The organism is Pantoea sp. F_5 (assembly GCF_008631595.1).
Taxonomy (GTDB): Bacteria; Pseudomonadota; Gammaproteobacteria; order Enterobacterales; family Enterobacteriaceae; genus Pantoea; species Pantoea gossypiicola.
Genome location: NZ_VWUO01000004.1, coordinates 185565 through 211907, shown reverse-complemented (window position 1 = coordinate 211907; position 26343 = coordinate 185565). Strand labels below are relative to the sequence as shown.

Here is a 26343-nt window from a genome sequence, read left to right as displayed (position 1 = left end):
GCTGACATCTTTCTACACAGCCCGGAGATTGCAACTCAACGCCGTCACGCTAGACTGTATCGTATTGATTTTAGTAGAGAGGGGACGGTGTGGACGTTATTGAAGGAAAAGCATTACAGGTTTCAGATGCCATTATTTCCTGCCAGCTGGATGGTAAGGGTGGAATGATCCCGATTGCTGAAGATGAAGTCATCCAGTGTGAGCAGCCCTGCTGGCTGCATCTCAACTATACCCATCGCAAGAGCGCCGAATGGCTGCAGTCAACGCCACAGATCCCCGATACGGTGCGTGACGCCTTAGCGGGCGACAGCATGCGTCCTCGCGTCAGCCGACTGGGCGACGGGTTTATGATCGTACTGCGCAGCGTCAACCACAATAGCGATGCACGTCGCGACCAGCTGGTAGTCATGCGGGTGTTTATCAACGATAAGCTCATCGTCTCGACCCGGCGGCGCAAAGTCTCTGCAGTCGATGAAGTGCTCACCGATTTGCAAAACGGTAATGGCCCGATTGACTGCGGCAGCTGGCTGGTAGATGTCTGTGATGCGCTGACCGATCACACCAGCGAATTTATCGAAGAGTTACATGACAAAATCATCGAGCTGGAAGATGCGCTGCTTGATCAGCGGATGCCCGCGCGCGGCGAGCTGGGCCTGCTGCGCAAGCAACTGATTGTGATGCGGCGTTACATGGCACCTCAGCGCGATGTCTATGCCAGGCTGGCCAGTGAAAAACTGGCCTGGATGGATGACAGCGAACGCCGCCGGATGCAGGAAATTGCCGACCGTCTGGGGCGCGGACTGGACGATCTGGATGCAGGCGTGGCACGCACCGCGATTCTGGCTGATGAAGTCGCCTCTGCAATGGCGGAGTCGATGAACCGCCGCACCTATACCATGTCACTGATGGCGATGATCTTTCTGCCCGCCACGTTTCTGACCGGCCTGTTTGGCGTTAACCTGGGCGGTATTCCGGGCGGTGAATGGAAATATGGGTTTTCAATCTTCTGTCTGCTGCTGGTGGCGCTGGCATCAGGGGTCGCGGGCTATCTGCGTAAACGGCGCTGGCTCTGATGCGGCAAAGGTGATGTCGGCATAGTCCCCTGTTTAAAGCGGAAATCCTGATATGTGGGTTGAAAATCGCGTTAAGCGAACAAAAGCTGATCGACATCAAGAACTCATTGTCGCTGCTGACGCAAACTCTCTCCCGCAGGTGAATGCAACGTCAAGCGATGGGCGTTGCGCTCCATATTGTCTTACTTCCATATTTAGAATTAATGCATAGCACATTTAATTCGAAACATGCCGGCCAGTGTGCCGGCTTTTTTTTGTCTGCCTGGCTGTAACGCCGTTCCTTATCTAAGCTTAAAGTCCATTCGCAAGAAAAGGAGTACGGCATGAGCGCGATTATTAACAGCGAGCCGATCCCCACGGATCCTGTCCCGATTCCTGAGCCCATTCCCCATCCGCAACCGCAGCCTGATCCGCCAACCGATCCGGAATTTCCGCCGATAATGGATCCACCGCCACATCGCAACATATAAAAAAAGGGCGTGCTGCTCGCAGCACGCCCTTAAACGTTCCCGCACTTATTTAATCTGTAGTACATCCAGACGCACGCTGATATCGGGTGCATCGTCTTCATCGATCCGCCAGCCTACAGGCTGTGAAGGCAGCGTTTCCCGGTCAAAGGCGAGATCGCCGCCATCAATGACTGCATCACCATGTTTGATGCCTTTAAAATCGAACAGATTGACATCGGCCAGGTGCGACGGCACCACGTTTTGCATCGCGCTGAACATGGTTTCGATGCGGCCAGGATAGCGCTTATCCCAGTCACGCAGCATATCGGCTACCACCTGACGCTGCAGGTTCGGCTGAGAACCGCAAAGGTTGCACGGGATAATCGGGAACTGACGCGCGTCGGAGAAGCGAATGATATCTTTCTCACGGCAGTAGGCCAGTGGACGGATCACAATCTGCTTACCATCGTCGCTCATCAGCTTTGGCGGCATGCCTTTCAGTTTTCCACCGTAGAACATATTCAGGAACAGCGTCTGCAGGATGTCATCGCGATGGTGGCCCAGCGCAATTTTAGTGCAACCGAGTTCTGTCGCGACGCGATAGAGAATGCCACGGCGCAGGCGTGAGCAGAGTGAACAGGTGGTTTTGCCTTCCGGGACCTTATCTTTGACGATGGAGTAGGTATCTTCTTCGACAATCCGGTACTCAACACCCTGCGACTCAAGATATTGCGGCAGGATGTGCTCAGGGAAGCCCGGCTGTTTCTGGTCGAGATTGACGGCAATCAGGCTGAAGTTGACCGGTGCGCTTTTTTGCAGACTGCGTAAAATTTCCAGCATGGTGTAGCTGTCTTTACCGCCCGACAGACAGACCATGATGCGATCGCCTTCTTCGATCATATTAAAATCTGCAATGGCTTCGCCGACATTACGACGCAAACGCTTCTGCAGTTTATTCAGGTTGTACTGTTCTTTCTTGCCAACCGTTTGATTATCTTGCATTTTTACCTATCTCAAAAACCAGAAAGCGTAGCTAAAGGGCGAATCGATGTACGCCCGGCCGGTCACTTCACTGTGATGTTACGAATATGCAGCGTATGGTACGGATTGTTGCCGCGAATGCCAGCCCGGAGTGAAGCAATCAGCGGATAATCACCATCAGCGTCACAGGCCGCGTTACCCGTCAGGGCGATTATTGCCGGAATGCGGTGCTGCGAAAGCGCGCGAGGAAAGAGGGCGAGCTTTGCTTAATCGTAAGCAAATGGAAAGTGTTCAGCTGCGCGATGTCAGCTGACGGGCACATCTTTCCACTGACAATCAATTTCATCACTGTGCGTTGAGCAGGAAGGCGGTGATGACGGGTAAGCATCAGTCCGCGCATGATCTCTTTTAACCGCACAGCCTGAGGCCATAAAAATGACAGAGATAATTAAAAAAAATTTCATCAGCACTACCGGATTAATAAAAAACATAGCATGCGCTGCTATGAATCAATCGGGCCTAAATAGATTCCGGGTTGTATTGTTCTGATTTGATGTACATCAAAAGAAATGCTTTCATTAAATTAGAAGAGAGTCAGATATTAATCGCAGCGCTCGTTTTCATCGAAAAAGGCTCTGTTGAATGTGTGTTGACCCGCTGGGTTTATAATAAATTCAAATGTACTGGCGTGTTCTGCACCTCAATAAAAACGATGGTTTTATAATCCGTGTAGCACGCACTAAAAAGTGATTTTTCAATAAATCAGGTGAGGTTAATGACCTCCGATAAGCAGATTGCGCAAGAGCGGGCGTTTACGTTTTATGCTTAAATGCGTTTACGCAGACTCTCTTATACAGTGAACTGTCGGTTCGCACAATTCGTCAATACAGACTGCCTGTGAAGCCGTTTAATGTCGGGCTATCAATGTGAATAAAAAATGAATCAATATTTAATGTCTATGAGGCACCCCGATAAAAATCGCAAAATAAAAAAGTACGGCATCAGATTTATTACAACGCTGATACTCTTTTTATTATGCTATGTTGCGGTTATGTATTGCGGTGTTCTGCTGCTCGTCAACCGGCATGGTTTACTCCATTTTATGCTGCACTGACTTCAGCCGCAGGCCTTAAAAATCCAGCGATAAGCATGATGTAAAAAATGCCTGAGTACTTCCAGAATATCTTCCGCACCTTCTTCAACCAGACATTGTCCGGTCTCCAGCGCGTTATTAACCGAGTTCCGATGATCCAGTATCATCATGATCCCCGCAGCACCCGCAATCAGCGTAAAAATCAGCACGATTAATGCTGGCTGGTAATTTTTGCGCGAAGCAGCAGGCAGGGTTTCTTCAGAATGGTCAGAGTTTTGGCGCATTTGTCCCCGGCTAAAATGATTACAATGATAAACAATAACGGATTATGCCATTAATTCCCGGCACGCTCTATGTCTCAGGTCAGTCAGTAAGCTGCTTTACAGGATAGCCAGGTGTGCGGTCAGCCAGATCCGGATGGGGGAGTGCAGAAGGCGCTGGCTACTAAGAACCGCCTTCTGCAACGTCCGGATGCCCGCAGGGATATATCTGGTCTGAGCGGCATTTGTGGCGGGATTACATCATCTCCAGTGACTGAACACCCTTGATCTCCATAACCTTGTCATAAAGGTACGCATCATTCGATTTGCGGGAAAGCGTCACCTGAACACTGAGTTCACACAGACCGCTCTCTTCATCACGATTAATCACCGTCACATTGCCGTAGCGTATGCCTTCCCGCTGCATGACCAGCAGCACCAGCGGCACGCTTTTAGGCTTAAGAAAAACCAGCAGCGTATGGTGTTTGCCGATTAAAAGATGGCTCAGGCGGCGGAACACTTCCAGCACGACCAGCGCCAGCACCGTGCCATAGATGCCAATCTCATACATGCCGCTGCCGATGACCAGACCAATTGCTGCCGTCACCCACAGGCCCGCCGCAGTGGTTAAACCCTTTACCACCTGCTTCTGGATCATAATGGTGCCCGCGCCAAGAAATCCCATTCCGCTGACCACCTGAGCGGCAATACGGCTGGGGTCCAGTGCCACGTGGTCGCTGCTGAGCATGTCGGCGAAGCCATATTTCGACACCAGCATAAACATGGCACTGCCGATACCGACCAGAATATGAGTACGTAATCCCGCTTCTTTAGCCCGCATCTGCCGCTCCAGGCCTATCAGGCCGCCGAGAATACCGGCCAGCGCGATGCGAATTAACATATCCATTAACATGGGTTTACTCCGAATTAATAAGGGCTGAAAAAGGGTGGCAGTTGAGTGATAACAGGTAAACAAGATAATTCTGCTTGCAAATGACGCTGCAGAATTTTGTAAAAAGCTGTTTCACCTCTCGACCCCTTGTGCTGCCTGACATATGCTGAGCCAGCCTTTTACCTCAATTCCCGGAGTCCGACTGATGAAAGCAGCCACCTTTTTGCTGGCCGGTGCCGCGCTATTACTCTCTGCCTGCAGCAGCAACAGTGATGATAACGAGCCACCGCAACAAGCCACCGCCGCCCATATCCAGCCACGGGTGGTAATGTCTTCCCTGGCAGAAAGCACCTGTTCGAATGCAGGCGGAACGCTGGCATTTTCGCATCAGCTTGATGGCTCGCGCGTGGGAATGTGTCAGTTAGTGAATGGACGCCGCTGTGATGAGCAGGCGTTGATTGGCGGGAATTGCGCGCGCTGATGAACAGGCCGGATTGCTCCGGCCCGCGCAGTTATACAGCGAAAAGTCAGGCTGAAAGTCGGTTCGGGCAGTTTTCACCCCGATCGAGCTGGCTGAGATTACTCAGCGTCGTTTCAGAAATGGCGGTCAGCGCTTCAGCGGTTAAAAACGCCTGATGGCCGGTGAACAAAACGTTATGGCACGCCGACAGACGGCGGAACACATCGTCCTGAATCACATCATTCGACTTGTCTTCAAAGAAAAGGTCGCGTTCATTCTCGTAAACGTCCATGCCAAGCGAGCCGATTTTCTGCTGTTTCAGCGCGTCAATGGCAGCCTGTGAATCAATCAGACCACCGCGACTGGTATTAATAATCATGACGCCATCGCGCATCTGTTTAAACGCGTCGGCGTTAAGCAGATGATGATTCTCCGGCGTCAGCGGGCAGTGCAGCGTGATGACGTGTGATTCAGCAAACAGCGTCTTCAAATCGACATATTCCGCGCCCAGCTCCAGTGCCTGTTCGCTTGGGTAGGGATCAAATGCCAGCAGCCGCATACCAAAACCTTTCAGAATGCGCATCGTCGCAATCCCAATTTTACCGGTGCCGATAACGCCCGCAGTTTTGTTGTGCATATTGAAGCCGGTCAGCCCATCGAGCGAAAAGTTCGCGTCACGGGTACGCTGATAAGCGCGATGAATACGGCGGTTCAGGGTCATCATCAGGCCGATCGTATGTTCAGCCACCGCTTCAGGTGAGTAAGCGGGAACCCGGACGACTTCCAGACCAAGCTCTTTCGCCGCAGCCAGGTCGACATTATTGAAACCGGCACAGCGCAGCGCGATGTATTTCACACCCAGTCCGGCCAGCTCTTCCAGTACCGGACGGCTGCCGTCATCGTTGACAAAGATGCAGACGGCATCGCAACCCACAGCGGTTTTAGCCGTGCTTTCAGAGAGTAAAAAGTCATAAAACACCAGTTCAAAGCCGAACTGCTGATTGACCTGCTCAAGGTATTTCTGATCGTAATGTTTGGTGCTGTAAACCGCGATCTTCATCGTTATGCTCCTGCAGAGTGATAAACCAAGGATAACGTTTTCTGACTGACTTTGCTGAAACAGCTGATTTGCGGCTGGCAGAGGCCTTCACCTCCGGGAGATTACATGCCATCATTCCTGTCAGGATACTGTAAGGAAAAGGATTATGGCTTTTATGCCACGGATTTTCCGGCGACGGCTGGCGGCCATTCTGGCGCTGATCCTGCTGCTGCTCGGCCTGATATTGACTGTGACGCAATGGCTGCCACGGCTGGCCGGCATCTGGCTGCCTGACGGGACGCGCATTGCGCTATCAGGCGCGCCGCGCTGGCGGAACGGTGGACTGTGGTTGCCTCAGATTCGTTATCTCGCCGGTGATTGCTCGCTGGCCACCGTAAAAGCGGTGTCACTTGGCTGGCATCAGTCACGCTGGAAACTCAATGCGGAAGCGCTGACGCTGGATAGCGCCTGCCTGCAAAAATTACCTGCCAGTAACAGTACGGCTGCCCCCAAAACGCTGGCCGAATGGCAGTCGATGCTGCCTGGCACCGATGTTCATCTGGGCAAACTGATTGTCGCGCCCTGGCAGACCTGGGCGGGCGCGCTGGACCTGACGCTGGAAAAAGATCGCCAGCAACTCAGTTATCAGGGCGATAATTTGCAGCTGACAGCCACGCTGACCGGTCAGCAGCTCGCTATCCGTCGCCTGACGCTCACCCATCCTGCACTGCCTGAACCCGTCACGCTGAGTGGTCATCTGACGTTACCCACCTATGCTACAGAGCTGCCGGTAAACGGTGAGGTGGCCGGACAGCTGGCGCTTGACGCTCTGCCGCATCCGCTGCAGTTGACGCTCAACTGGCAGCAGCAGCAGGGCGAGCTGCGGGTGGCAATGGCGGAAGAGAATCGGCCGCTTCTCCGATTACCCTGGCAGGTCAGCCGCGATCAGATTCGGATTGAAAAGGGTGAATATTACTGGCCGCTGGCGTCTCAGCCCTTATCTGGATTCGTTAACCTGACGCTGGATAACTGGCAGTCGGGCGTTGAAAGCAGCCAGATCACGGGTCGCGTCAACCTGCTGACGCAGGGACGCGGCGGCAAGGGCAACGTGGTTCTGGGCATTGGTCCTGGTAACCTTAGCCTGACCAGCAGCAACCTGCCTTTTCAGTTGACCGGTGAAAGCAAACTGGCCGATCTGCAACTTTACGGCTCGATTCCTGGTGTGATCAGCGGTTCGCTGCTCGATCCTAAACTGGTGCTGCAACCTAAATCGCTGCTGCGCCTGCGCGGCCGGCTGCTGTCAACGCTGGAAGTGGACGAGGCGCGCTGGCCGCTGGCGGGTGTGCGACTCTCCTCGCAGGGTATTGATGGTCGCCTGCAGGCCATTCTTAACGCGCACAATGCCAGCTTTGGCCGCTTCCGGCTGCATCTTGATGGTCGCGCCACAGATTTCTGGCCCGATAAGGGCGAATGGAACTGGCGCTACTGGGGCGGAGGCGAGATGCTGCCGCTGCAGGCTCGCTGGGATGTCAAAGGAACCGGCGGCTGGCACGACACGCTGATCCACCTTGATACCCTGTCTGCCGGCTTTAATCAGCTGGCTTACGGCAGCGTCAACATAGCAAAACCGCGTCTGACGCTGACTGAACCGGTAAATTGGCAGCGTAATGTGGCACACCCCTCTTTTAATGGCCATTTCAGACTGCAGGCGGGACCGACCCGCTTCACTTATGGCGGACGTCTGGCTGACTCAGCGCTCGACTTTGAAGCTAAAGGCCGGGATCCCGGCTATTTCCTCTGGCGGGGCGAGTTAAAAGCGGGGAAGGTTGGCCCGCTGCGTGTGAATGGTCGCTGGGACGGTGATCGGTTACGTGGGCAGGCCTGGTGGCCCGCTCAGTCGCTGACGGTTTTTCAGCCGCTGCTCAGCCCCGATATGAAAATGCAGATTCAGGGCGGCAGTCTGCAGGCACAGGTCGCTTTTTCCGCCGCCAGCGATCAGGGCTTCCAGGCCGGAGGCCACTGGACGGTCAGACAGGGCAGCATCTGGACGCCTGACAGTCAGGTGAACGGTATCGACTTTTCACTGCCGTTCCGATTTCATGAGCAGCAGTGGCAGTTTGGGCAGCATGGCCCGGTTTCACTGCGCATTGCCGAGGTGAAGAACCAGTTTGCGATGCAGAATATTCGCGCCAGCCTGCAGGGTAACTGGCCATGGTCTGAGCAGGCACCGCTGACGCTGCAGGATGTCAGCCTCGACCTGCTGGGCGGACAAATCACGCTGCCATCCCTGCGAATGCCGCAGCATGATCCCGCCCGGGTGTCGCTGCGTCAAATCAGCCTCAGCGAACTTGTCACGGCGCTGAAGCCTAAACAGTTCGCCATGTCGGGCAAGGTCAACGGAGAGCTTCCGCTGTGGCTTAATAACCCACACTGGCTGGTGGAGAAAGGGTGGATTGCCAACAGTGGTCCACTGACCTTCCGGCTGGATAAAGATATGGCAGATGCCATTACCCGCAACAACGTAGCGACCGGCGCGGCGCTGGACTGGTTACGCTATATGGAAGTCTCACGCAGCTGGGCCACGATCAATCTGGACAACCTCGGCGACCTTACTATGGAAGCTCAGGTGCAGGGCGTCAGCCAGTTCAGTAACCGTCGGCAGACGGTCAATCTTAACTATCATCATCAGGAAAACCTGTTTCAGCTCTGGCGCAGCCTGCGCTTTGGCGATAATTTGCAATCCTGGTTAGAGCAACATGCGACTTTGCCATCGAACAAGGACACTTCACCATGAGCCTGAGGCCACTACTGGTTCTGGCAGCCGGACTGCTGAGCATTGGCTGCGTGCCGCGCATTGAAGTCACGGCACCCAAAGATCCCATCACTATCAATATGAACGTAAGAATCGAGCATGAGATCCACATCAAAGTTGATAAAGATGTGGAAGCGTTACTGAAAAACCAGAGCGGTCTGTTCTGAGGAGAGCAACGATGAAACGCATAAGCGCGGCGCTGTTACTCGCCCTGGCGATGGCACAGCCTGCCTGGGCTCTGACGCTCGATGAGGCGCGGCAATCGGGCCGGGCAGGTGAAACGCTTTCCGGCTATCTGGCGGCACGTTCGCAGGACAGTGAAACGTTGGCGCTGGTGCAGCGTATCAACGCCGGACGTAAGCAGGAGTATCAGCGGCTGGCTGAGCAGAATAATCTTTCCACGGCTGATATCGCCAGTATTGCCGGACAGAAGCTGGTGGGCCGTGCGGCAGTGGGGGAATATGTGCGCGGCATTAACGGTCAGTGGCTGAGAAAAGAAGCAGACAGCGGCCAGTAACCGGCGAAAAAAAACCGGACGCATGGCCCGGTTTTCAGCGTCATCATGAGATGACTAAGACTTATGCAGTCACGATTTGCTTAAGTGCGTCTTTCGCCTCAGCGGTCGCTTTGCTGGCCACTTCCGGACCGTAAGCGATGCCTTCAGCAAACACGAACTCAACGTCAGTGATGCCGATGAAGCCCAGGAACAGCTTAACGTATGGAGTCAGCAGATCGGTTGGGGTATCTTTGTGAATGCCGCCACGGCTGGAGATCACCACGGCCTTTTTACCTTTAACCAGACCTTCCGGGCCTGCTTCGGTGTAGCGGAACGTCACGCCAGCACGGGCAATCAGGTCGAAATAGTTTTTCAGCTGTGTAGGAATGTTGAAGTTGTACATTGGCGCGGCAATCACCACTTCATCATGAGCCTGCAGTTCTGCAATCAGTTTATCGGACAGGTCCAGTGCTTCCTGCTGACGTGGTGACAATGGCGCTTCGGATGGGCGCATTGCACCCACTAACTCACCATCCAGAACCGGAATCGGGTTAGCGGCCAGATCACGTACAGTGACTTCTTTACCCTGTGCCTTTGCCTGTTCAACATAGAAGTCAGCGAGCTGGCTTGACTGTGAGTAGTCTGCGAGGATGCTTGATTTCAGAACTAAAACTTTGGTCATGGTGGTTTCCTGTCTGTTACGCGGAAGACTTTCCGCTCAATGGTTTACACTCTACGGTTATCGATGGCGCGGTGAAAGCGCAATATTTCGAGACCCATGTTCGAATTTATTGAATAAGCGTAACCGGGACCAGCCGCCGGAACGGTTCAGAATGTGCTATGATGCGCACAATTATTTTTATTGAATCAGCTGGTTACCCCGGCTTTCAGGGCGCTGTTTATCGCAGCGACACCGTCTGAGTAAGGTACGTCACTATTATGTCATCTCCCGATACTTCCCCACTGTCAGCGCTCTGGCCACGGCTTGACTCTGTAATGCTGCGCGATCGCCAGCGTCTGCAGCGCCGTCTGCAGGGAGCCAGAAAAGCTAAAAATCCCGAGGCACAGCAGGGCATTGCCAGCGAGCTGGAGCAGGAATTTATTGCTGCTGAACAGCGCGTGGCCCAGCGCCGCGCGGCTACGCCAGCCATTACCTTTCCGGATAATCTGCCGGTCAGTCAGAAGCAGCAGGATATAGCTGCGGCGATTCGCGACCATCAGGTAGTGATTGTTGCAGGTGAAACCGGCTCAGGTAAAACCACGCAGCTGCCGAAAATCTGTCTGGCACTGGGACGTGGTATCACGGGTTTGATTGGTCATACGCAACCGCGCCGTCTGGCTGCGCGCACCGTGGCGAACCGTATTGCTGATGAGCTCAGCACCTCACTGGGTGGCTGCGTCGGCTATAAAGTGCGGTTTAACGACCAGGTCAGCGATCTGACGCAGATTAAACTGATGACCGACGGGATCCTGCTGGCGGAGATCCAACAGGATCGCCTGTTGATGCAGTATGACACCATCATCATTGATGAGGCGCACGAGCGCAGCCTGAATATCGATTTCCTGCTCGGTTATCTGCGTGAGCTGCTGCCGCGCCGCCCCGATCTGAAAGTGATTATTACCTCGGCGACCATCGATCCCCAACGCTTCTCGCGGCACTTCAACAACGCGCCGGTGATTGAAGTCTCTGGCCGGACTTATCCGGTCGAAGTGCGCTACCGGCCGGTGGTTGAAGAAGCGGATGATGGCGATCGCGATCAGCTGCAGGCGATTTTTGATGCGGTGGATGAACTGGGACGCGAGGGTCGCGGCGATATCCTGATCTTCATGAGCGGTGAGCGCGAAATCCGCGATACCGCTGATGCGCTGAACAAACGTGACCTGCCGCATACCGAAGTGCTGCCACTTTATGCGCGACTATCGAATGCCGAACAGAACCGGGTGTTTCAGTCACACAGTGGCCGTCGCATCGTGCTGGCGACCAACGTCGCGGAAACCTCACTGACGGTGCCGGGCATCAAATATGTCATCGATCCTGGCACGGCGCGTATCAGCCGCTACAGTTTCCGCACCAAGGTGCAGCGCCTGCCGATTGAGCCGATATCGCAGGCCTCCGCCAACCAGCGTAAAGGGCGTTGCGGCCGTGTTTCAGACGGCATCTGTATTCGCCTCTACTCAGAAGATGACTTCCTGAGCCGTCCGGCTTTTACCGATCCGGAAATCCTGCGCACCAACCTGGCGTCGGTGATCCTGCAGATGACCTCGCTGGGACTTGGCGATATCGCCGCCTTCCCGTTTGTGGAAGCGCCCGATAAGCGCAATATTCAGGATGGCATCCGCCTGCTGGAAGAGCTGGGCGCGCTGACCCTGAATGAGGAGAGCGGACACTATAAACTCACCGGGTCCGGGCGTCAGCTGGCACAGCTGCCGGTCGATCCGCGTCTGGCGCGGATGGTGCTGGAAGCACAGAAATTTGGCTGCGTACGTGAAGTGATGATCATCACCGCCGGTCTGTCGATTCAGGACCCGCGCGAGCGCCCGGCAGAGAAAAAGCAGGCGTCCGATGAGAAGCACCGGCGCTTTGCCGACAAAGATTCCGACTTCCTCGCCTATGTGAACCTCTGGAACTACCTGGCGGAGCAGCAGAAAGCGCTGTCGGGCAACCTTTTCCGCCGCCAGTGCAAAAGCGATTTCCTTAACTATCTGCGCGTGCGGGAATGGCAGGATATTTATACCCAGCTGCGGCAGGTGGTGCGTGAACTGGGGATTCCGGTTAACAGCGAGCCGGCTGAGCTGCAGCCCGTCCACTGCGCGCTGCTCAGCGGTCTGCTGTCACATATCGGCCAGAAGGACACCGACAAGCAGGAGTACACCGGCGCACGCAATACCCGCTTCTCGATTTTCCCCGGCTCCGGGCTGTTTAAGAAGCCGCCGAAGTGGACCATGGTGGCAGAACTGGTCGAGACCAGCCGCCTGTGGGGTCGCACGGCGGGGCGTATTGAACCAGAGTGGATTGAGCCGCTGGCGCAGCATCTGATTAAACGCAGCTACAGCGAACCGCACTGGGAGAAATCGCAGGGCGCGGTAATGGCTGCTGAGAAGGTTACGCTTTATGGCCTGCCGATTGTGGCCGCCCGCAAGGTGAACTATGGCAGCATTGATCCCACTCTGAGCCGTGAGCTGTTTATCCGTCACGCGCTGGTGGAGGGCGACTGGCAAACCCGGCATGCCTTCTTCCGGGCTAACCAGAAGCTGCGCAGTGAAGTCGAAGATCTGGAACACAAATCCCGCCGTCGCGATATCCTGGTGGATGACGAAACGCTGTTTGCTTTTTATGACCAGCGCATTGGTAAAGAGGTTGTGTCAGCGAAGCATTTCGACAGCTGGTGGAAAAAGGCCAGCCGTGAAAACGCGGAGCTGCTGAACTTCGACAAACAGATGCTGATCAAAGAGGGCGCGGATAAGGTCAGCCAGCTTGATTACCCTAACTTCTGGCATCAGGGCAACCTTAAACTGAAGCTGAGTTACCAGTTCGAGCCGGGTGCCGATGCGGATGGCGTGACGGTACATATTCCGCTGCCGCTGTTGAATCAGATTGAAGATAGCGGTTTTGAATGGCAAATCCCGGGCGTACGCCGTGAGCTGATCATCGCGCTGATTAAGTCACTGCCCAAGCCGCTGCGCCGTAACCTGGTGCCGGCACCCAACTACGCCGAGGCCTTCCTGGGACGCGTCAACGCAATGGAGATGCCGCTTCTCGATGCGCTGTCCCGTGAGTTTCGACGCATGACCGGCGTCACGCTGGAGCGGGAAAACTGGCAGTGGGAACAGGTGCCCGATCATCTGAAAATGACCTTCCGGGTGGTGGATGAGCACAACCGTAAACTGCTGGAAGGCAAAGATCTTACCGCGCTCAAGGCACAGCTGAAAGGCAAAGTGCAGGAGACGCTGTCGAAAGTGGCAGATGACGGGCTGGAGCAGAGCGGTCTGCATATCTGGAGCTTTGGTGAACTGCCGCGCAGCTACGAACAGAAGCGCGGTAGCTATCAGGTCAAAGCCTGGCCTGCGCTGGTCGATGAGAAAGAGAGCGTCGCCATTCGCCTGTTTGACAGCGAGCAGGAGCAGCAGAAAATGATGTGGCGCGGTCAGCGTCGTCTGCTGCTGCTGAATGTGCCGTCACCAGTGAAATATCTGCACGAGAAGCTGCCGAACAAAGCCAAGCTCGGACTTTACTTCAACCCTTATGGCAAAGTGCTGGAGCTGATTGATGACTGCATCGCCTGCGGCATCGACAAACTGATGGGTGAAGCGGGCGGTCCGGCCTGGGATCAGACCTCGTTCGAGCAGTTGCGTGACAAAGTTCGCGGCGAACTCAACGAGACCGTCGTGACCATTGCGAAGCAGGTTGAGCAGATCCTGACGGCGGTTTTCAACATCAATAAGCGTCTGAAGGGCCGGGTCGATATGACGATGGCGCTGGCATTGTCCGACATCAAGGCGCAGCTAAGTGGTCTGGTCTATCGCGGCTTTGTCACCGGCAACGGCTGGCAGCGACTGGCAGATACGCTGCGTTACCTGCACGGCATTGAGCGTCGGCTGGAAAAACTGCCTGCCGATCCACACAGCGACCGTGCGCGGATGTTAAAAGTGCAGGCAGTGGAACAGGCGTATCAGGCGTGGCGCAACAAATTGCCGCCGCAGCGTCAGGATGATGAAGAGGTGCAGAGCATCCGCTGGATGATTGAGGAGCTGCGTATCAGCTACTTTGCTCAGCAACTGGGCACGCCGTATCCCATCTCAGAGAAGCGAATTCTGCAGACAATGGAGCAGATAGCAGGATAAAAGCCAGGATGCGCGCCGTAACAGGCGAGCATCCGAGGATAAAGGATTGAGAAGGTTACTGCGCGAGAGATTCCAGCTTATCTTTAAACGAGGTGACCGAAATCGCGCGGTTGTCAGCCAGATAGCGATCTTTCGCTGCCGGTGCAGAGCTTTGTACCGCGATTAATTGCCAGCCTTTATCGCTTTTGAGCAGCAGCGGTGAACCACTGTCGCCCGGCAGGGTGTCACACTGATGCGACAGCACGGCGCGCTGCGCCCAGCCGGTAATCAGGCAATCACTGTGAGAATAGAGCGTATCCAGATGATCGGCCGGATAGCCTGCCTGCGTCACTTTGCGTCCGGTCAGCTTCAGCGCCGCAGTAAGATTGCTGCGTGAGCCATCGAACAAGGGAATCGGCGTAATCGCGGAGGGCGGATTGCGTAAAATCACGATGCCATAATCATATGGCGCAGCACTGCTCGGCACGATCCAGCCTTCACCATCTGCTTTTAATTTTGACGCCAGCGAGGGTTCAACCCGCGCATCAATATCATGAAGCTCGTAGCGCCAGCCTTTATCACTGGCCATAAATCGCAGCGCAACCGGCTTATCGAAATTACCCGGTGGGGAGAGCAGGCAGTGTCCGGCCGTCAGCGCCAGATGCGGAGAGATGAGCGTGGCAGTACAGAGGTTGCCGCTTTCGGTTTCCAGCTGACCAATGGCATCCCAGGGGGCCATGGCAATATCGGTGATTGCCTGGCGATGATCCTTGCCGAAGAACAGCATCTTAATTTCAGCAGGAGTAGGCGAGTCATCGTCATCATCGGCGTGAACCGTGGTGGCAAAGCTGAAGAGTCCAACCATTAACAGGGTAGCCAGGCGCATAGAAATCTCAATGGCGAGAAAAATTAACGTTATTGTTATTACGTAAGTACGGTAACTATAGTCGGTGAGCGTTGAAAAAGGGAGTTTTATTGGTTAATCAGTACGCTACAGCGGCTAAATAAAAAAGCTGGCTGCAACAATGCCACACAGGATCATAACAAGCAGAATAATTTCGAAGCGATAGCGACGCACTATTTCATCCACTCTCGTCATTTCATCCACTCCAGTAAAGAAACACCCGGCATAACCGGGTGTTTTTAATTATCATCTCGTGGCCGTGCGCTGAAGGCGACCTTAGTTTTTAGCTGCTGGTTTCACAACTTTTTTGTGGTGAACTTTTTTAGCGGCCTGCGCTTTCTGAGCAGGTTTTACCACTTTTTTGTGGTGCACTTTTTTAGCAGCCTGGGCTTTCTGAGCGGCTGGTTTAGCTGCTTTTTTATGGTGAACTTTTTTAGCGGCCTGCGCTTTCTGTGCAGCAGGTTTTACCGCTTTCTTGTGGTGAACTTTTTTAGCAGCCTGCGCTTTCTGCGCGGCATCTTTTTTCACTGCTTTTTTGTGGTGTTTCTTAGCAGCCTGGGCTTTCTGAGCTGCTTTATGGTGTTTCTTGTGCGCAGTTTTGTGAACGGTTTTAGCCGGTGCTGCAGCGGTAGTTGTTGTGGCGGCTGGCGCAGCAGCTGGAGCAGCTGTGGTGTCAGCAGCGAAAGCAACAGAAGACATACCCATAGCAGCGGCGACAACCAGTGCAAATAATTTTTTCATTGCAAATCCCTCGGAGACTATTTTTTCATGTGTAGCCCACTGCGGGGCCGGTGAAGAGACTATAGGGAAATCAATGAACGGTGTCCGTGGGTGTTTGGTATCGGCGTGTAACCGATTGTACAAAGGCGGGAAAGGGCGGTCAGCAGACCGCCCGGAAGCTTAGCTATTCAGGTAGCGTTGTTCAAGATGCTGGCGGAAGAAAGCCGGATTCAGCGCTTCGCCGGTGGCATTGATCAGCAACTGGTCGGTGGAGAAGCGGCTGCCGTGCTGCCAGATGTTCTGTTGCAGCCAGTCAAATACCGGCTGCAGTTCACCGTGCAGAATCAGCTCGCTGAGCTGAGGAATGGCATTCTGTACCGACCGGAACAGCTGTGCGGCATACATCGCGCCCAGCGTATAGGTCGGGAAGTAACCAAATGCGCCGTCGGTCCAGTGGATATCCTGCATACAGCCATCGCGGTAATTACCCCGGGTATCCAGACCCAGTGACTGCATCATCTTCTCATCCCACAGCGCCGGGATGTCCTCAACCTCAATCTCGCCTTCAATCAGCGCCTGCTCGATTTCATAGCGCAGAATGACATGCGCCGGGTAGCTCAGCTCATCGGCGTCAACCCGGATCAGGCCTGGTTTCACCTGCTGGGTCAGGCGCACGAAATTATCCGCCTGCAGGGCGGGCTGATCGCCAAAGGTGGCAATCACCTGCGGCAGAATGCGCTGGAGGAATTCACGGCTGCGACCCAGCTGCATCTCCATAAACAAACTTTGTGATTCGTGAATAGCCGTGGAACGCGCCAGCGCCACCGGCTGACCGCGCCACTGCCGCGGCAGATTCTGCTCATAGCGGGCATGACCGGTTTCGTGAATCACGCCCATCATGGCGCTGAGGAACTCATTCTCGTTGTAACGGGTGGTGATGCGCACATCTTCCGGGACGCCGCCACAGAAGGGATGCGCACTGATGTCGAGGCGGCCATGGTTAAAGTCGAAACCCAGCGTCTCCATAATGCTCAGACCGAGCTGGCGCTGCGCTGGAACGGCGAACGGCCCCTGCGGCGTGACAATTGACTGCTGTGCCTGTTTTTCCACGACCTGCTGCAGCAGATCGGGCAGCCAGGTTTTCAGCTCGCCAAAGGTTTCATCCAGTCGGGCGCGGGTCATACCCGGCTCATAGAGATCCAGCAGCGCATCGTAACGCGAACAGCCACTGGCGTCGGCGCGGCGCTGTGCCTCTTCGCGGCTCAGTTTTACGACCTCTTTAAGGTTGGCAGCAAATCCCTGCCAGTCATTGGCGGGACGCTGTGTGCGCCACGCATGTTCACATACGGAACCGGCGATCGATTTGGCCTCCACAAAATCATCAGGGAGCAGTGTGGCTTGCTGATATGCGCGCTGCATCTCATTGAGATTGGCACGCTCGACATCGTTCAGCGACTGCTGCTCGGCGGCTTTAAGCCATTCGCCGACCTGTGGGGCGGTCAGGATCTGGTGCTGCAATACACTCATTTCGGCCAGCGCTTCACCACGCGCCTGACTGCCGCCAGGTGGCATGGTGGTTTGCATGTCACAGCCTGCGATGGCCGTGACGTGACTGAAACGGGAAAGGCGCTGGAACGTTTTGGTCAGTTGTTGATACGCTGAGGTCACGTAAGACTCCTTGTGGATTTTAACGCAGCGGAATTTCACGCAAGGTTAGATCAACCGGCCAGCAAAAGCGAACGCTGGCACCCCCCAGCGGGCTGGACTCAATAGTGACCTTGCCGCTGAGTGCCTGGGCAATGGAGTGAACAATGGCCAGGCCGAGTCCACAGCCGCCTGTGGCGCGATCGCGGCTGGGATCAAGCCGGACAAAAGGTTCGAATACCCGTTCACGTTCGTCGGGCGGAATGCCCGGACCGTCATCTTCCACCTGCAGACACCCGACCGGACCGTCGAACCATAAACTGACGCGCAGTCGCTGCTGCGCATAACGCAGCGCATTGTTCACCAGGTTATCCAGCACCCGCTCCATCAGTCGGGTATCAGAAACGCCGATGTTTTCACGCTGCGGCAGGTCAAGGTCGAGCCGTATGTTAGGGTTAATGGTGCGGAAATCGTCCAGCCGCTCGCTCAGCCAGCTGGCCAGATCCAGCGATTTCAGATTCAGATCGACGCGCGGCCGGTCAAGACGCGCGTAGGTCAGCAGCTCCTCAATCAGGCTTTCAAGCTGGCCGATGTCGCGGTTCAGCGCAACCCGTTCGCCATCCGTAAGGTTATCGCTCATCTCCAGCCGGTAGCGCAGGCGCACCAGCGGCGTTCGCAGTTCATGGGCAATTCCGTCAATCAGCTGCTTCTTACTGGCGACCTGCGTGTTGATGTTCTCGGCCATCTGGTTAAAGGCGATGCCCAGCCGGAACAGACTGGAGGTGCTGTCGAAATGGGTACGGACATCCAGTTCGCCACGGCCAAAGCGCTGTGCCGCTTTTTCCAGGCGCTGCATCTCCTGCCAGTGCGGGCGGAGCCAGATAAACACCGGCAGCGCCAGCGACATGCCAATAAACACCAGCAGAGCAATATCCAGTAGTCGCATCTGGTGCAGATAAAAGAGATAGGGAATCGGCCCTACCGATAAGACATAGTGGCTGCGCGGAATATGCTGCAGAAAGGTGTATTGATCGTCGAGCGCCACGATCTCGCCTGCCCGTAACCGCCGCATGTTGGCCTCATCGAGCTGATATTTGTTCATCGGCTCGATGTGCAGATCGAACGACAGGCCGAGATCAAGGCTCTTGATGGTTTTGTTCCAGTCACGCGGCGGGATCTCACGCAGTTCGCTGCGGATCAGGTAGAGCGAGCTGGCCATCAGATCATTCATCGACTGTCGGCCCGCACGCTCCGCGGTGAACTTGTAGACCAGACCCACCAGCAGCGCCATGACCAGAAAGCAGACAAACAGCAGCAGATAGAACTGAATAAATAGCTTTCTCATAATTCGCGGGTATCCCAGGCCTGGGGTGCGAACAGATAGCCTTTATTGCGGATGGTTTTAATGCGAAACGGCTCGGTTGCGCTGTCGTGGAGCTTTTTACGCAGGCGGGAGATGGCCACGTCGATGCTGCGGTCCAGGCCGTCATAACTGACGCCGCGCAATGTTTTCAGCAATGCATCACGGTTAAGTGTCTGACCCGCATGGCTGGCAAGAACCCACAGCAGATCGAAATCCGCAGTGGAGAGCGCGATCTGCTCGTCAAACAGCGTCACCTGGCGGTTCAGGGCATCAATGGTCAGCGAGCCAAAACGCAGCATACGGTTTGCGGCAGACGCAGCAGGCGCATCTGCTGGCTGCCCATGCTGAGACTGGCGCAGATGCAGGCGCAGGCGGGCCAGCAGCACAGCGGGTGGTGTGGTTTTCAGAATGTAATCCTGAGCACCCATCTCCAGGGCCAGAATATGGTTCATGTCGCTGTCCAGTGAGGTCAGCAACACGATCGGTCCCTGCCAGTTGGCCCGCAGGTCGCGGCAAATGGTCATGCCATCTTTGCCCGGTAACATGATATCCAGCATCACCAGGTCGGGCTGCTGTTCGGCGATGACCGCTTCAGCACGGTCGCCGCGTGTTTCAACAATGACTTCAATATCGTGACGGCCAAGATAGGCCGCAATCAGCGAACCCACTTCGGGCTCATCTTCTACATAAACAATTTTGTTCATAGTTCACAAGGCAGAGTCAAAGATGGATGAAAGCATATCTTTTCCTGGTCCTGAGCTCTACGTTATCGCACGAAATATCCGTGGCTTGCTGGTATATAACCGGCAAAATGTGCAATCATTAGCGCGGCCTTTTTGCGCCAGCTTTGGGTTATTGATGATTATCATGAGGAGCGTTAGTGTGTCTGATAAAGAGCTGGCATCAGCCATATACCCTGACCGCATCTGCTTCAATTACAGTGACTTTCTTTCCGCTTCCTGCAAAAAGCGCTGGAGCTTCGTCGATGCTATTTATGGCGTGATGCCGATATTTGGCATGGTGACACGTAAATCGGCACACCGCTTACAGGGCAGTGACGACCCGTTAAAAGAATTAGCATTACAAATCATTTCTACCCAGGTCAGCGACGAAATTAATATCGCGCGCCTGATTACTCTCGCAGAACAACAGCAGATTAGTCGCTTTGATATCCAGCTTCCTTATCCGCTTTCGGCGGAGCAGCTGGATGCCATCCACTATGAATATGCGAAGCCGCTGAATCTCACACAGCAGGATGACCTGCTGTGTGTATCCATTCCAGCACTTTCACACTAAGAGCTCTTTCTGGCAGGCTTTACGTCGTCAGCTCCCACACGGCGGGCAATGTGGCGACAATCAGCAGTCCCATCGCAATCCGCTCCAGCGAGGTCAGCGCAATATTGGCGCGGCCGCCGCGTCGTGCAAACAGAAACAGCAGCAGCCCCGGTGTGTAGAGCACCACTGACATCATCAGGTGTATAGGTCCCGAGGCGTACAACAGCCAGATGCCATACACGCTGGCACCCATACCGATCGCCATCGCCAGCGGCTTATGCTGTCCGCGCACCACTTTGATCAGATATAACCCCACCAGCAGATAGGGCACCAGAATCATCTCCGAGGCGATGGTCAACAGGTTGTTGTAGTCGGCACCAGTCAGGGCAATCAGGATCAGGCAGAGCTGAATACTGCCGTTGGTCAGCCACAGCGAGGCGGCTGGCGCGTTATGGCGGTTCTGCCGGGCGATACTGCGGGGAAAGGCTCCCTGTTGCGCGGCAATCAGCGGCACTTCCGCGGCCATAATCGTCCAGCTCAGATAGGCACCGCACACGGAAACAATCAGACCCACCGCAATTACCGCGTCGCCCCAGTGACCCATCAGTCGGGTCATTAATCCGGCCATTGACGGGTTACGCATCTCAGCCAGTTCAGCACGCGGCACCACGCCCAGCGACAGCAGCGTGACCAGCAGATAGACCAGCAGCGCAGCCAGCACGGCGAATAAGGTTGCACGGCCCACATCCTTTTTCTGGCGTGCACGGGCAGAGACGACCACAGCACCTTCAACCCCGATAAAGACCCACAGAGTAATCAGCATGGTCTGCTTAACCTGCTCCCAGAGTGGTTTTCCCAGTGTGATGCCAGAAAAATCGAAGCGGAAGCGATCATAGTTGAACGCCATCACCGCCAGTAGAATAAACAGCATCAGCGGCACGAGTTTGCCCAGCGTCGCCATCAGATTGATGCTGGCCGCGGTCTGCACGCCGCGCAGTACCAGCCAGTGAACCAGCCACAGCAGCACGGACGCACCCAGCATCGCCTGCCAGGTGTTGCCATCACCAAAAATAATCCGGTCGGGCGTATCGGTGAAGAAGCTCAGGGCAGAGAAGACAATCACCAGATAGGAGACGTTGGCGATCACGGCGCACAGCCAGTAGCCCCAGGCGGAACAGAAGCCCATCAGTTCGCCGAACCCGGCGCGTGCATAGGTAAAGATGCCGCCGTCCAGTTCGGGCTTAAGGCGGGTCAGCAGCAGCATCGCCAGCGACAGAAAGATAATGCCGACACCGGTAATCAGCCATCCCAGCAACAGCGCGGCCGGACCGGCCACTGCGGCCATGTTTTGCGGCAGGCTGAATACGCCTGCGCCCAGCATTGAGCTGAGCACCAGCGCCGTCAGCGCACCGAGACCTAATTTTTTCTCCAAAACAACCTTCCCGCTAGCATATATGGCTGGGTAAATCGGATTTCATCACTGTGTTATCGCAGCGCAGCGGCAAAATACAGAGACAATATCCGGTAAAACAGGGGGGGGATTTTACGGAGAGTGGCAGGGGATGGCAATGCGTGACTATGCAAAACAGCGCAGTAATTATGCAAACAGCAGGGCGGCGGGTGCCGCCCTGAAGGGATTACTTAAACAGGTCAGCCGTAACGGTCAGGTTACCGCCACTCTGGTTCTGCCACTGGCGGGTGACGTGGTAGAACTTCGCACCTTTATCGGCTGCACGCTTCGCCACTTCTTCTGAAATCGCCGTTGGTGTACCGAAGTGCCCGGTGAAGGTGACGGTATCAAACGGCTGCATCTGCGCAGCAGTGATTGCGTTCACTTCCTGCACGGATTTACCGTTTGGAAGATTCACCGTATAGCGCTTACCGGTTGAGCTTTGAGTTTCGAAGAAACGGCCCACTTTATTGCTTGGTGTTTCAGACGAGGCTACGCCTGGAATCTCGACGTTAGCGGCTGCAGCACCACCCGTTGCCAGTGCGGCTTTACCGGCTTCTGAATCGGCAGGAATTGCATTCGGTGTCTGTACCTTGCGTTCTTTAGCATCCGCTTTATAGACATAAGCGGTGACATACTGATTGCCGCCGCTGTTGGCATCGATCTGGCGAACAATAAAGAAGGAGGCCGCGCCTTTCTGTTTTGCCGCTTTTGAAATCGCGTCGTTCACATCCGGCTGGCTGGCAAAGAAGCCGCTGACCGAAACGGTATCGAACGGTTCAAGCTTATACGCTTCGGCTTTAGGCAGTTCGTTTACGCCGTTGAAACGACGGTAAGTCGTGGACTGCACGGCCGCCGGGGCATCGGCTTTATAGAGGTCAGCCGTGACGCGCCAGTTACCGCTATTACCGTTGCTGTCGTTGATCGCCTGGATGTAAAAAGAGGCAGCGCCCATCTGATCTGCACGCTTAGAGACCGCATCGGCTGCGTCGCCAATTGCGTTAAAACGGCCGGTGATATTAATACGTTCGAATGGCTTCAGCGCGGCCGCTTTTTCTGGCGTTAACTCCTGCGCAGCGAATGCATTGGCTGCCAGCAGAGACAACAGAGTGGACGCCAGAATAGTGTTCTTCAGCTTCATAAAAATAATCCTTCGCCTTACGCAAAAATGAGTACGAAAACGTGCTGGACTCTTGATGTATAACAGATTAGCCGCTGATTATTGCATGTTATAAACAGACTGTCGCAGCGATTTTTTGTGTCAGATCGCGTTATCTAACCATGATTTTTTCATTTTTTTGTCATCAAACGCAGTTATGGCGCGTTTTAATGCGGGTTACCACTAAAAGCGATAACTGTTAGCGCTTAAATAGTTAATGCGTTGTTAAATAAAGGTTTTTATTGAGGGTTAATTCGGCCGGGCACAATTTTTTCTGGCAGAATATCTGCCTGCAGGGCTGTTTCGCAGTGGGATAACGCAGCTTTTTTAGCAGAATCCTGAATAATCATGTGAATGTCACTACTCTGCTTAGCCGCTCTGGATCGCTCGTCACATTTTCAGTAGGTTATAAACACTTTGAAATAGATGCATTCCGACTATAAGTAGCTGAAACGCTGTTTCATCTGCAATGTCGTCATGCAGATTCGGGCCCATCATCCTCAACCGATGAAAGGAAACACTATGTTAATTGGAATTCCCAAGGAAAGGTTGCCAAACGAGTCGCGCGTGGCTGCCACGCCAAAGACCGTGGAACAACTCATTAAGCTGGGTTTCAGCGTCACCCTGGAGCATGACGCCGGTCAGCGCGCCAGCTTTGATGATGAAAGCTACAGAACTGCAGGTGCCACACTCTGCAGTCAGGAACAGGTCTGGCAGTCCGATATCGTGCTGAAGGTGAATGCACCGGATGATGATGAGATTGCGCTCACCCGTGCGGGCAGCACGCTGGTCAGCTTTATCTGGCCTGCACAGAATCCTGACCTGCTTTCAAAGCTGGCTGCGCGTCAGGTCACGGTTATGGCAATGGACTCGGTGCCGCGTATTTCGCGTGCGCAGTCGCTGGATGCCCTGAGCTCCATGGCGAACATTGCCGGTTATCGCGCTATCGTCGAAGCCGCCCATGAATTTGGTCGCTTCTTTACCGGTCAAATCACGGCAGCCGGTAAAGTGCCACCGGCCAAAGTCATGGTGATTGGGGCCGGTGTGGCGGGGCTGGCTGCGATTGGTGCAGCGGGCAGCCTGGGCGCGATTGTCCGGGCCTTTGATACCCGTCCTGAAGTTAAAGAGCAGGTGCAGAGTATGGGTGCCGAATTCCTTGAACTCGATTTTGAAGAGGAAGCGGGCAGTGGCGATGGCTACGCTAAAGTCATGTCTGAAGCGTTCATCAAGGCAGAGATGGCGCTGTTTGCCAGTCAGGCCAGAGAAGTAGACATCATTGTCACCACGGCGCTGATCCCCGGTAAACCGGCACCGAAACTGATCACCGAAGAGATGATCGCCAGCATGAAGCCTGGTAGCGTAATTGTTGATCTGGCGGCGCAGACCGGCGGCAACTGTGCGCTGACCGTCGCTGATCAGGTGACCATAACGCCTAACGGTGTGAAAATCATCGGCTATACCGATCTTCCCAGCCGTCTCGCGACACAATCTTCCCAGCTTTACGGCACCAACCTGGTCAATCTGATTAAGCTGCTGTGTAAAGAGAAAAATGGCGAAATCCAGGTCGATTTCGACGATGTAGTGGTGCGGGGCGTGACTGTCGTGCGCGAGGGTGAAGTCACCTGGCCGGCACCGCCGATTCAGGTCTCTGCTGCGCCACAGAATAAACCGGCAGCCCAGCAACCCGCAGAGAAGGCTGAAGCAAAGCCTGTGTCTCCGTGGCGCAACACCCTGCTGATTGCACTGGCTATCGTGCTGTTTGGCTGCCTGGCCAACGTAGCGCCAGCTGAGTTTCTCTCCCACTTTACCGTGTTTGCGCTCGCCTGTGTGGTGGGTTATTACGTGGTCTGGAACGTCAGTCACGCGCTGCATACGCCGCTGATGTCCGTTACCAACGCCATCTCCGGCATCATTGTCATCGGTGCGGTACTGCAGATGGGCCATGGTGGCTGGGTCACCTTTATCTCCTTTATTGCCGTGCTGATTGCCAGCATCAATATCTTTGGTGGCTTTACCGTCACCCAGCGCATGCTGAAAATGTTTCGTAAGGGGTAACACATGTCTGGCGGATTAGTCACTGCAGCCTATATTGTGGCTGCAATTCTGTTCATCTGTAGCCTCGCGGGTCTCTCGCGTCACGAGACCTCAAAGCGCGGGAATATTTTTGGCATCAGCGGCATGGCGATTGCACTGGTTGCCACCATCTTTGGCCCGGACAGCGGCAACGTTGTCTGGATCCTGCTGGCGATGGTCATTGGCGGCGCTATAGGGATTCGTCTGGCGAAGAAAGTCGAAATGACAGAAATGCCGGAGCTGGTCGCGATTCTGCACAGTTTTGTCGGCCTGGCCGCGGTACTGGTCGGTATCAACAGCTATATTGACCACGCGCCTGGCCTGCCCGCTGTGATGGAGAATATCCATCTGAGCGAAGTGTTTATCGGTATCTTTATCGGTGCTGTCACCTTTACCGGCTCGCTGGTAGCGTTTGGCAAGCTGTGCGGCAAAATCTCTTCAAAACCGCTGGCGTTACCGCATCGTCACAAGCTGAATCTGCTGGCGCTGGTCGTCTCGTTCCTGCTGCTGTTGTGGTTTGTTAACACCAGCAGCACGGGTGCTCAGGTATTTGCACTGCTCCTGATGACAGTGATTGCGCTGGCGTTTGGCTGGCATCTGGTTGCCTCTATCGGCGGCGCGGACATGCCCGTCGTGGTGTCCATGCTGAACTCCTATTCAGGCTGGGCTGCGGCCGCAGCGGGTTTCATGCTGAGCAACGATCTGCTGATTGTAACCGGTGCGCTGGTGGGTTCGTCGGGTGCAATTCTCTCCTACATCATGTGCAAAGCGATGAACCGTTCGTTCATCAGCGTGATCGCGGGTGGATTTGGGACTGAAGTCAGCAGCGGCGATGAAAGTCAGGAAGCGGGCGAGCATCGTGAGATCACAGCTGAAGAAACCGCAGAGATGCTCAAGGCATCCAGCTCGGTGATTATCACCCCAGGCTACGGTATGGCAGTGGCGCAGGCGCAGTACCCGGTCGCGGAAATTACTGCCCGACTGCGTGCACTCGGCATCAACGTGCGCTTCGGCATCCATCCGGTGGCGGGGCGCTTACCAGGTCACATGAACGTGCTGCTGGCCGAGGCCAAAGTTCCTTATGACGTGGTGCTGGAGATGGATGAGATCAACGACGATTTCAGCGACACCGACACGGTGCTGGTCATCGGTGCCAATGACACGGTTAACCCGGCGGCGCAGGATGACCCCCGCAGTCCGATTGCCGGCATGCCGGTACTGGAAGTGTGGAAAGCGCACAACGTCGTGGTGTTTAAACGCTCAATGAACACCGGTTATGCCGGGGTGCAGAATCCGCTGTTCTTCAAAGAGAATAGCCAAATGCTGTTTGGCGATGCCAAAGCCAGCGTGGAAGCCATTCTCAAAGCGCTGTAATAAAA

General features: G+C 54.9%; 22 protein-coding genes. 10 read left to right on the top strand and 12 right to left on the bottom strand.

Annotation, left to right across the window (positions count from 1 at the left end; genetic code table 11):
* Window positions 1-89: 89 nt before the first annotated feature.
* Window positions 90-1073: a zinc transporter ZntB gene (gene zntB, locus F3I44_RS07620; protein ID WP_150010239.1), complete on the top strand. Its 984-nt coding sequence runs from the start codon at window positions 90-92 to the stop codon at window positions 1071-1073.
* A 323-nt stretch (window positions 1074-1396) separates the two neighbouring features.
* Window positions 1397-1543 (top strand): hypothetical protein, encoded by a 147-nt coding sequence (locus F3I44_RS23700; protein ID WP_190285916.1) that lies wholly within the window; start codon window positions 1397-1399, stop codon window positions 1541-1543.
* Between the two features lie 45 nt (window positions 1544-1588).
* On the opposite strand, the gene ttcA is transcribed toward F3I44_RS23700, so the two are convergent.
* The 3 genes from ttcA to F3I44_RS07600 all read right to left on the bottom strand — a co-directional run bounded on the left by ttcA (window position 1589) and on the right by F3I44_RS07600 (window position 4769).
* The gene (gene ttcA, locus F3I44_RS07615; protein WP_150019373.1) at window positions 1589-2524 is read right to left on the bottom strand and encodes a tRNA 2-thiocytidine(32) synthetase TtcA; all 936 of its coding nucleotides are present in this window, start codon (window positions 2522-2524) and stop codon (window positions 1589-1591) included.
* 1095 nt (window positions 2525-3619) lie between these two features.
* Entirely contained in the window at window positions 3620-3880 is a 261-nt protein-coding gene (locus tag F3I44_RS07605) for a hypothetical protein (protein ID WP_150010233.1), read from the bottom strand.
* A 232-nt stretch (window positions 3881-4112) separates the two neighbouring features.
* Window positions 4113-4769 (bottom strand): MgtC/SapB family protein, encoded by a 657-nt coding sequence (locus F3I44_RS07600; protein WP_150010231.1) that lies wholly within the window; start codon window positions 4767-4769, stop codon window positions 4113-4115.
* Window positions 4770-4953: 184 nt separating this feature from the next.
* Between F3I44_RS07600 and F3I44_RS07595 the strand changes: the two genes are divergently transcribed.
* Window positions 4954-5229 (top strand): DUF333 domain-containing protein, encoded by a 276-nt coding sequence (locus F3I44_RS07595; RefSeq protein WP_003853763.1) that lies wholly within the window; start codon window positions 4954-4956, stop codon window positions 5227-5229.
* Window positions 5230-5275: 46 nt separating this feature from the next.
* Here the strand turns inward: F3I44_RS07595 and F3I44_RS07590 are convergent, their stop codons facing one another.
* A complete protein-coding gene (locus tag F3I44_RS07590) occupies window positions 5276-6268 on the bottom strand; it encodes a 2-hydroxyacid dehydrogenase (RefSeq protein WP_150010229.1) in 993 nt (330 codons plus the stop codon).
* Window positions 6269-6413: 145 nt separating this feature from the next.
* Here F3I44_RS07590 and F3I44_RS07585 point away from each other — a divergent pair, with 145 nt between their 5' ends.
* The 3 genes from F3I44_RS07585 to F3I44_RS07575 are packed head-to-tail and all read left to right on the top strand — an operon-like array spanning window position 6414 to window position 9576.
* Window positions 6414-9041, top strand: coding sequence for a YdbH family protein (locus F3I44_RS07585; RefSeq protein ID WP_150010227.1), 2628 nt, complete (start codon window positions 6414-6416; stop codon window positions 9039-9041).
* A complete protein-coding gene (locus F3I44_RS07580; RefSeq protein WP_013357961.1) occupies window positions 9038-9226 on the top strand; it encodes a YnbE family lipoprotein in 189 nt (62 codons plus the stop codon). Before F3I44_RS07585 ends, F3I44_RS07580 begins: the two co-directional genes overlap by 4 nt.
* Before the next feature lie 11 nt (window positions 9227-9237).
* Complete coding sequence (locus F3I44_RS07575; RefSeq protein ID WP_150010225.1) at window positions 9238-9576, top strand: YdbL family protein; 339 nt, start codon at window positions 9238-9240, stop codon at window positions 9574-9576.
* Window positions 9577-9637: 61 nt separating this feature from the next.
* Here the strand turns inward: F3I44_RS07575 and F3I44_RS07570 are convergent, their stop codons facing one another.
* Window positions 9638-10237, bottom strand: a complete 600-nt coding sequence (locus F3I44_RS07570) for an FMN-dependent NADH-azoreductase (protein ID WP_150010223.1) — start codon at window positions 10235-10237, stop codon at window positions 9638-9640.
* A gap of 257 nt (window positions 10238-10494) precedes the next feature.
* On the opposite strand from F3I44_RS07570, the gene hrpA reads away from it, so the two are divergent.
* A complete protein-coding gene (gene hrpA / locus F3I44_RS07565; protein WP_150010221.1) occupies window positions 10495-14397 on the top strand; it encodes an ATP-dependent RNA helicase HrpA in 3903 nt (1300 codons plus the stop codon).
* Window positions 14398-14452: 55 nt separating this feature from the next.
* Here hrpA and F3I44_RS07560 read toward each other — a convergent pair whose 3' ends face one another.
* The 5 genes from F3I44_RS07560 to rstA form a co-directional block, all read right to left on the bottom strand.
* On the bottom strand, window positions 14453-15262 hold the full coding sequence (locus F3I44_RS07560; RefSeq protein ID WP_150010219.1) for a serine protease: 810 nt from the start codon (window positions 15260-15262) through the stop codon (window positions 14453-14455).
* A gap of 294 nt (window positions 15263-15556) precedes the next feature.
* Window positions 15557-16021, bottom strand: coding sequence for an acid resistance repetitive basic protein Asr (asr, locus tag F3I44_RS07555; protein ID WP_150010217.1), 465 nt, complete (start codon window positions 16019-16021; stop codon window positions 15557-15559).
* Between the two features lie 159 nt (window positions 16022-16180).
* Complete coding sequence (locus F3I44_RS07550) at window positions 16181-17668, bottom strand: carboxypeptidase M32 (protein ID WP_150010215.1); 1488 nt, start codon at window positions 17666-17668, stop codon at window positions 16181-16183.
* 19 nt (window positions 17669-17687) lie between these two features.
* Window positions 17688-18989: a two-component system sensor histidine kinase RstB gene (gene rstB, locus F3I44_RS07545; protein WP_150019372.1), complete on the bottom strand. Its 1302-nt coding sequence runs from the start codon at window positions 18987-18989 to the stop codon at window positions 17688-17690.
* The gene (rstA, locus tag F3I44_RS07540) at window positions 18986-19711 is read right to left on the bottom strand and encodes a two-component system response regulator RstA (protein WP_150010211.1); all 726 of its coding nucleotides are present in this window, start codon (window positions 19709-19711) and stop codon (window positions 18986-18988) included. Before rstA ends, rstB begins: the two co-directional genes overlap by 4 nt.
* Window positions 19712-19889: 178 nt before the next feature.
* Here rstA and F3I44_RS07535 point away from each other — a divergent pair, with 178 nt between their 5' ends.
* Window positions 19890-20303 (top strand): hypothetical protein, encoded by a 414-nt coding sequence (locus F3I44_RS07535; protein ID WP_135910551.1) that lies wholly within the window; start codon window positions 19890-19892, stop codon window positions 20301-20303.
* Between the two features lie 19 nt (window positions 20304-20322).
* On the opposite strand, the gene F3I44_RS07530 is transcribed toward F3I44_RS07535, so the two are convergent.
* Complete coding sequence (locus tag F3I44_RS07530; protein ID WP_150010209.1) at window positions 20323-21714, bottom strand: basic amino acid/polyamine antiporter; 1392 nt, start codon at window positions 21712-21714, stop codon at window positions 20323-20325.
* A 205-nt stretch (window positions 21715-21919) separates the two neighbouring features.
* The gene (gene ydgH, locus F3I44_RS07525; RefSeq protein WP_150010207.1) at window positions 21920-22873 is read right to left on the bottom strand and encodes a DUF1471 family protein YdgH; all 954 of its coding nucleotides are present in this window, start codon (window positions 22871-22873) and stop codon (window positions 21920-21922) included.
* A 540-nt stretch (window positions 22874-23413) separates the two neighbouring features.
* Here ydgH and pntA point away from each other — a divergent pair.
* Window positions 23414-24946, top strand: coding sequence for a Re/Si-specific NAD(P)(+) transhydrogenase subunit alpha (gene pntA / locus F3I44_RS07520; protein WP_150010205.1), 1533 nt, complete (start codon window positions 23414-23416; stop codon window positions 24944-24946).
* A 3-nt stretch (window positions 24947-24949) separates the two neighbouring features.
* Entirely contained in the window at window positions 24950-26338 is a 1389-nt protein-coding gene (gene pntB / locus F3I44_RS07515) for a Re/Si-specific NAD(P)(+) transhydrogenase subunit beta (protein WP_033732759.1), read from the top strand.
* Window positions 26339-26343 lie beyond the last annotated feature (5 nt).

Bases quoted from the DNA above. Each gene is read 5' to 3' on its own strand.
- F3I44_RS23700 (WP_190285916.1), top strand. From the start codon at position 1,397: ATGAGCGCGATTATTAACAGCGAGCCGATCCCCACGGATCCTGTCCCG.
- pntA (WP_150010205.1), top strand. From the start codon at position 23,414: ATGTTAATTGGAATTCCCAAGGAAAGGTTGCCAAACGAGTCGCGCGTG.
- rstA (WP_150010211.1), bottom strand. From the start codon at position 19,711: ATGAACAAAATTGTTTATGTAGAAGATGAGCCCGAAGTGGGTTCGCTG.
- F3I44_RS07570 (WP_150010223.1), bottom strand. From the start codon at position 10,237: ATGACCAAAGTTTTAGTTCTGAAATCAAGCATCCTCGCAGACTACTCA.
- F3I44_RS07590 (WP_150010229.1), bottom strand. From the start codon at position 6,268: ATGAAGATCGCGGTTTACAGCACCAAACATTACGATCAGAAATACCTT.
- rstB (WP_150019372.1), bottom strand. From the start codon at position 18,989: ATGAGAAAGCTATTTATTCAGTTCTATCTGCTGCTGTTTGTCTGCTTT.
- F3I44_RS07575 (WP_150010225.1), top strand. From the start codon at position 9,238: ATGAAACGCATAAGCGCGGCGCTGTTACTCGCCCTGGCGATGGCACAG.
- F3I44_RS07595 (WP_003853763.1), top strand. From the start codon at position 4,954: ATGAAAGCAGCCACCTTTTTGCTGGCCGGTGCCGCGCTATTACTCTCT.
- ydgH (WP_150010207.1), bottom strand. From the start codon at position 22,873: ATGAAGCTGAAGAACACTATTCTGGCGTCCACTCTGTTGTCTCTGCTG.
- F3I44_RS07605 (WP_150010233.1), bottom strand. From the start codon at position 3,880: ATGCGCCAAAACTCTGACCATTCTGAAGAAACCCTGCCTGCTGCTTCG.
- F3I44_RS07600 (WP_150010231.1), bottom strand. From the start codon at position 4,769: ATGTTAATGGATATGTTAATTCGCATCGCGCTGGCCGGTATTCTCGGC.
- F3I44_RS07580 (WP_013357961.1), top strand. From the start codon at position 9,038: ATGAGCCTGAGGCCACTACTGGTTCTGGCAGCCGGACTGCTGAGCATT.
- F3I44_RS07585 (WP_150010227.1), top strand. From the start codon at position 6,414: ATGGCTTTTATGCCACGGATTTTCCGGCGACGGCTGGCGGCCATTCTG.
- ttcA (WP_150019373.1), bottom strand. From the start codon at position 2,524: ATGCAAGATAATCAAACGGTTGGCAAGAAAGAACAGTACAACCTGAAT.
- pntB (WP_033732759.1), top strand. From the start codon at position 24,950: ATGTCTGGCGGATTAGTCACTGCAGCCTATATTGTGGCTGCAATTCTG.
- F3I44_RS07560 (WP_150010219.1), bottom strand. From the start codon at position 15,262: ATGCGCCTGGCTACCCTGTTAATGGTTGGACTCTTCAGCTTTGCCACC.
- hrpA (WP_150010221.1), top strand. From the start codon at position 10,495: ATGTCATCTCCCGATACTTCCCCACTGTCAGCGCTCTGGCCACGGCTT.
- asr (WP_150010217.1), bottom strand. From the start codon at position 16,021: ATGAAAAAATTATTTGCACTGGTTGTCGCCGCTGCTATGGGTATGTCT.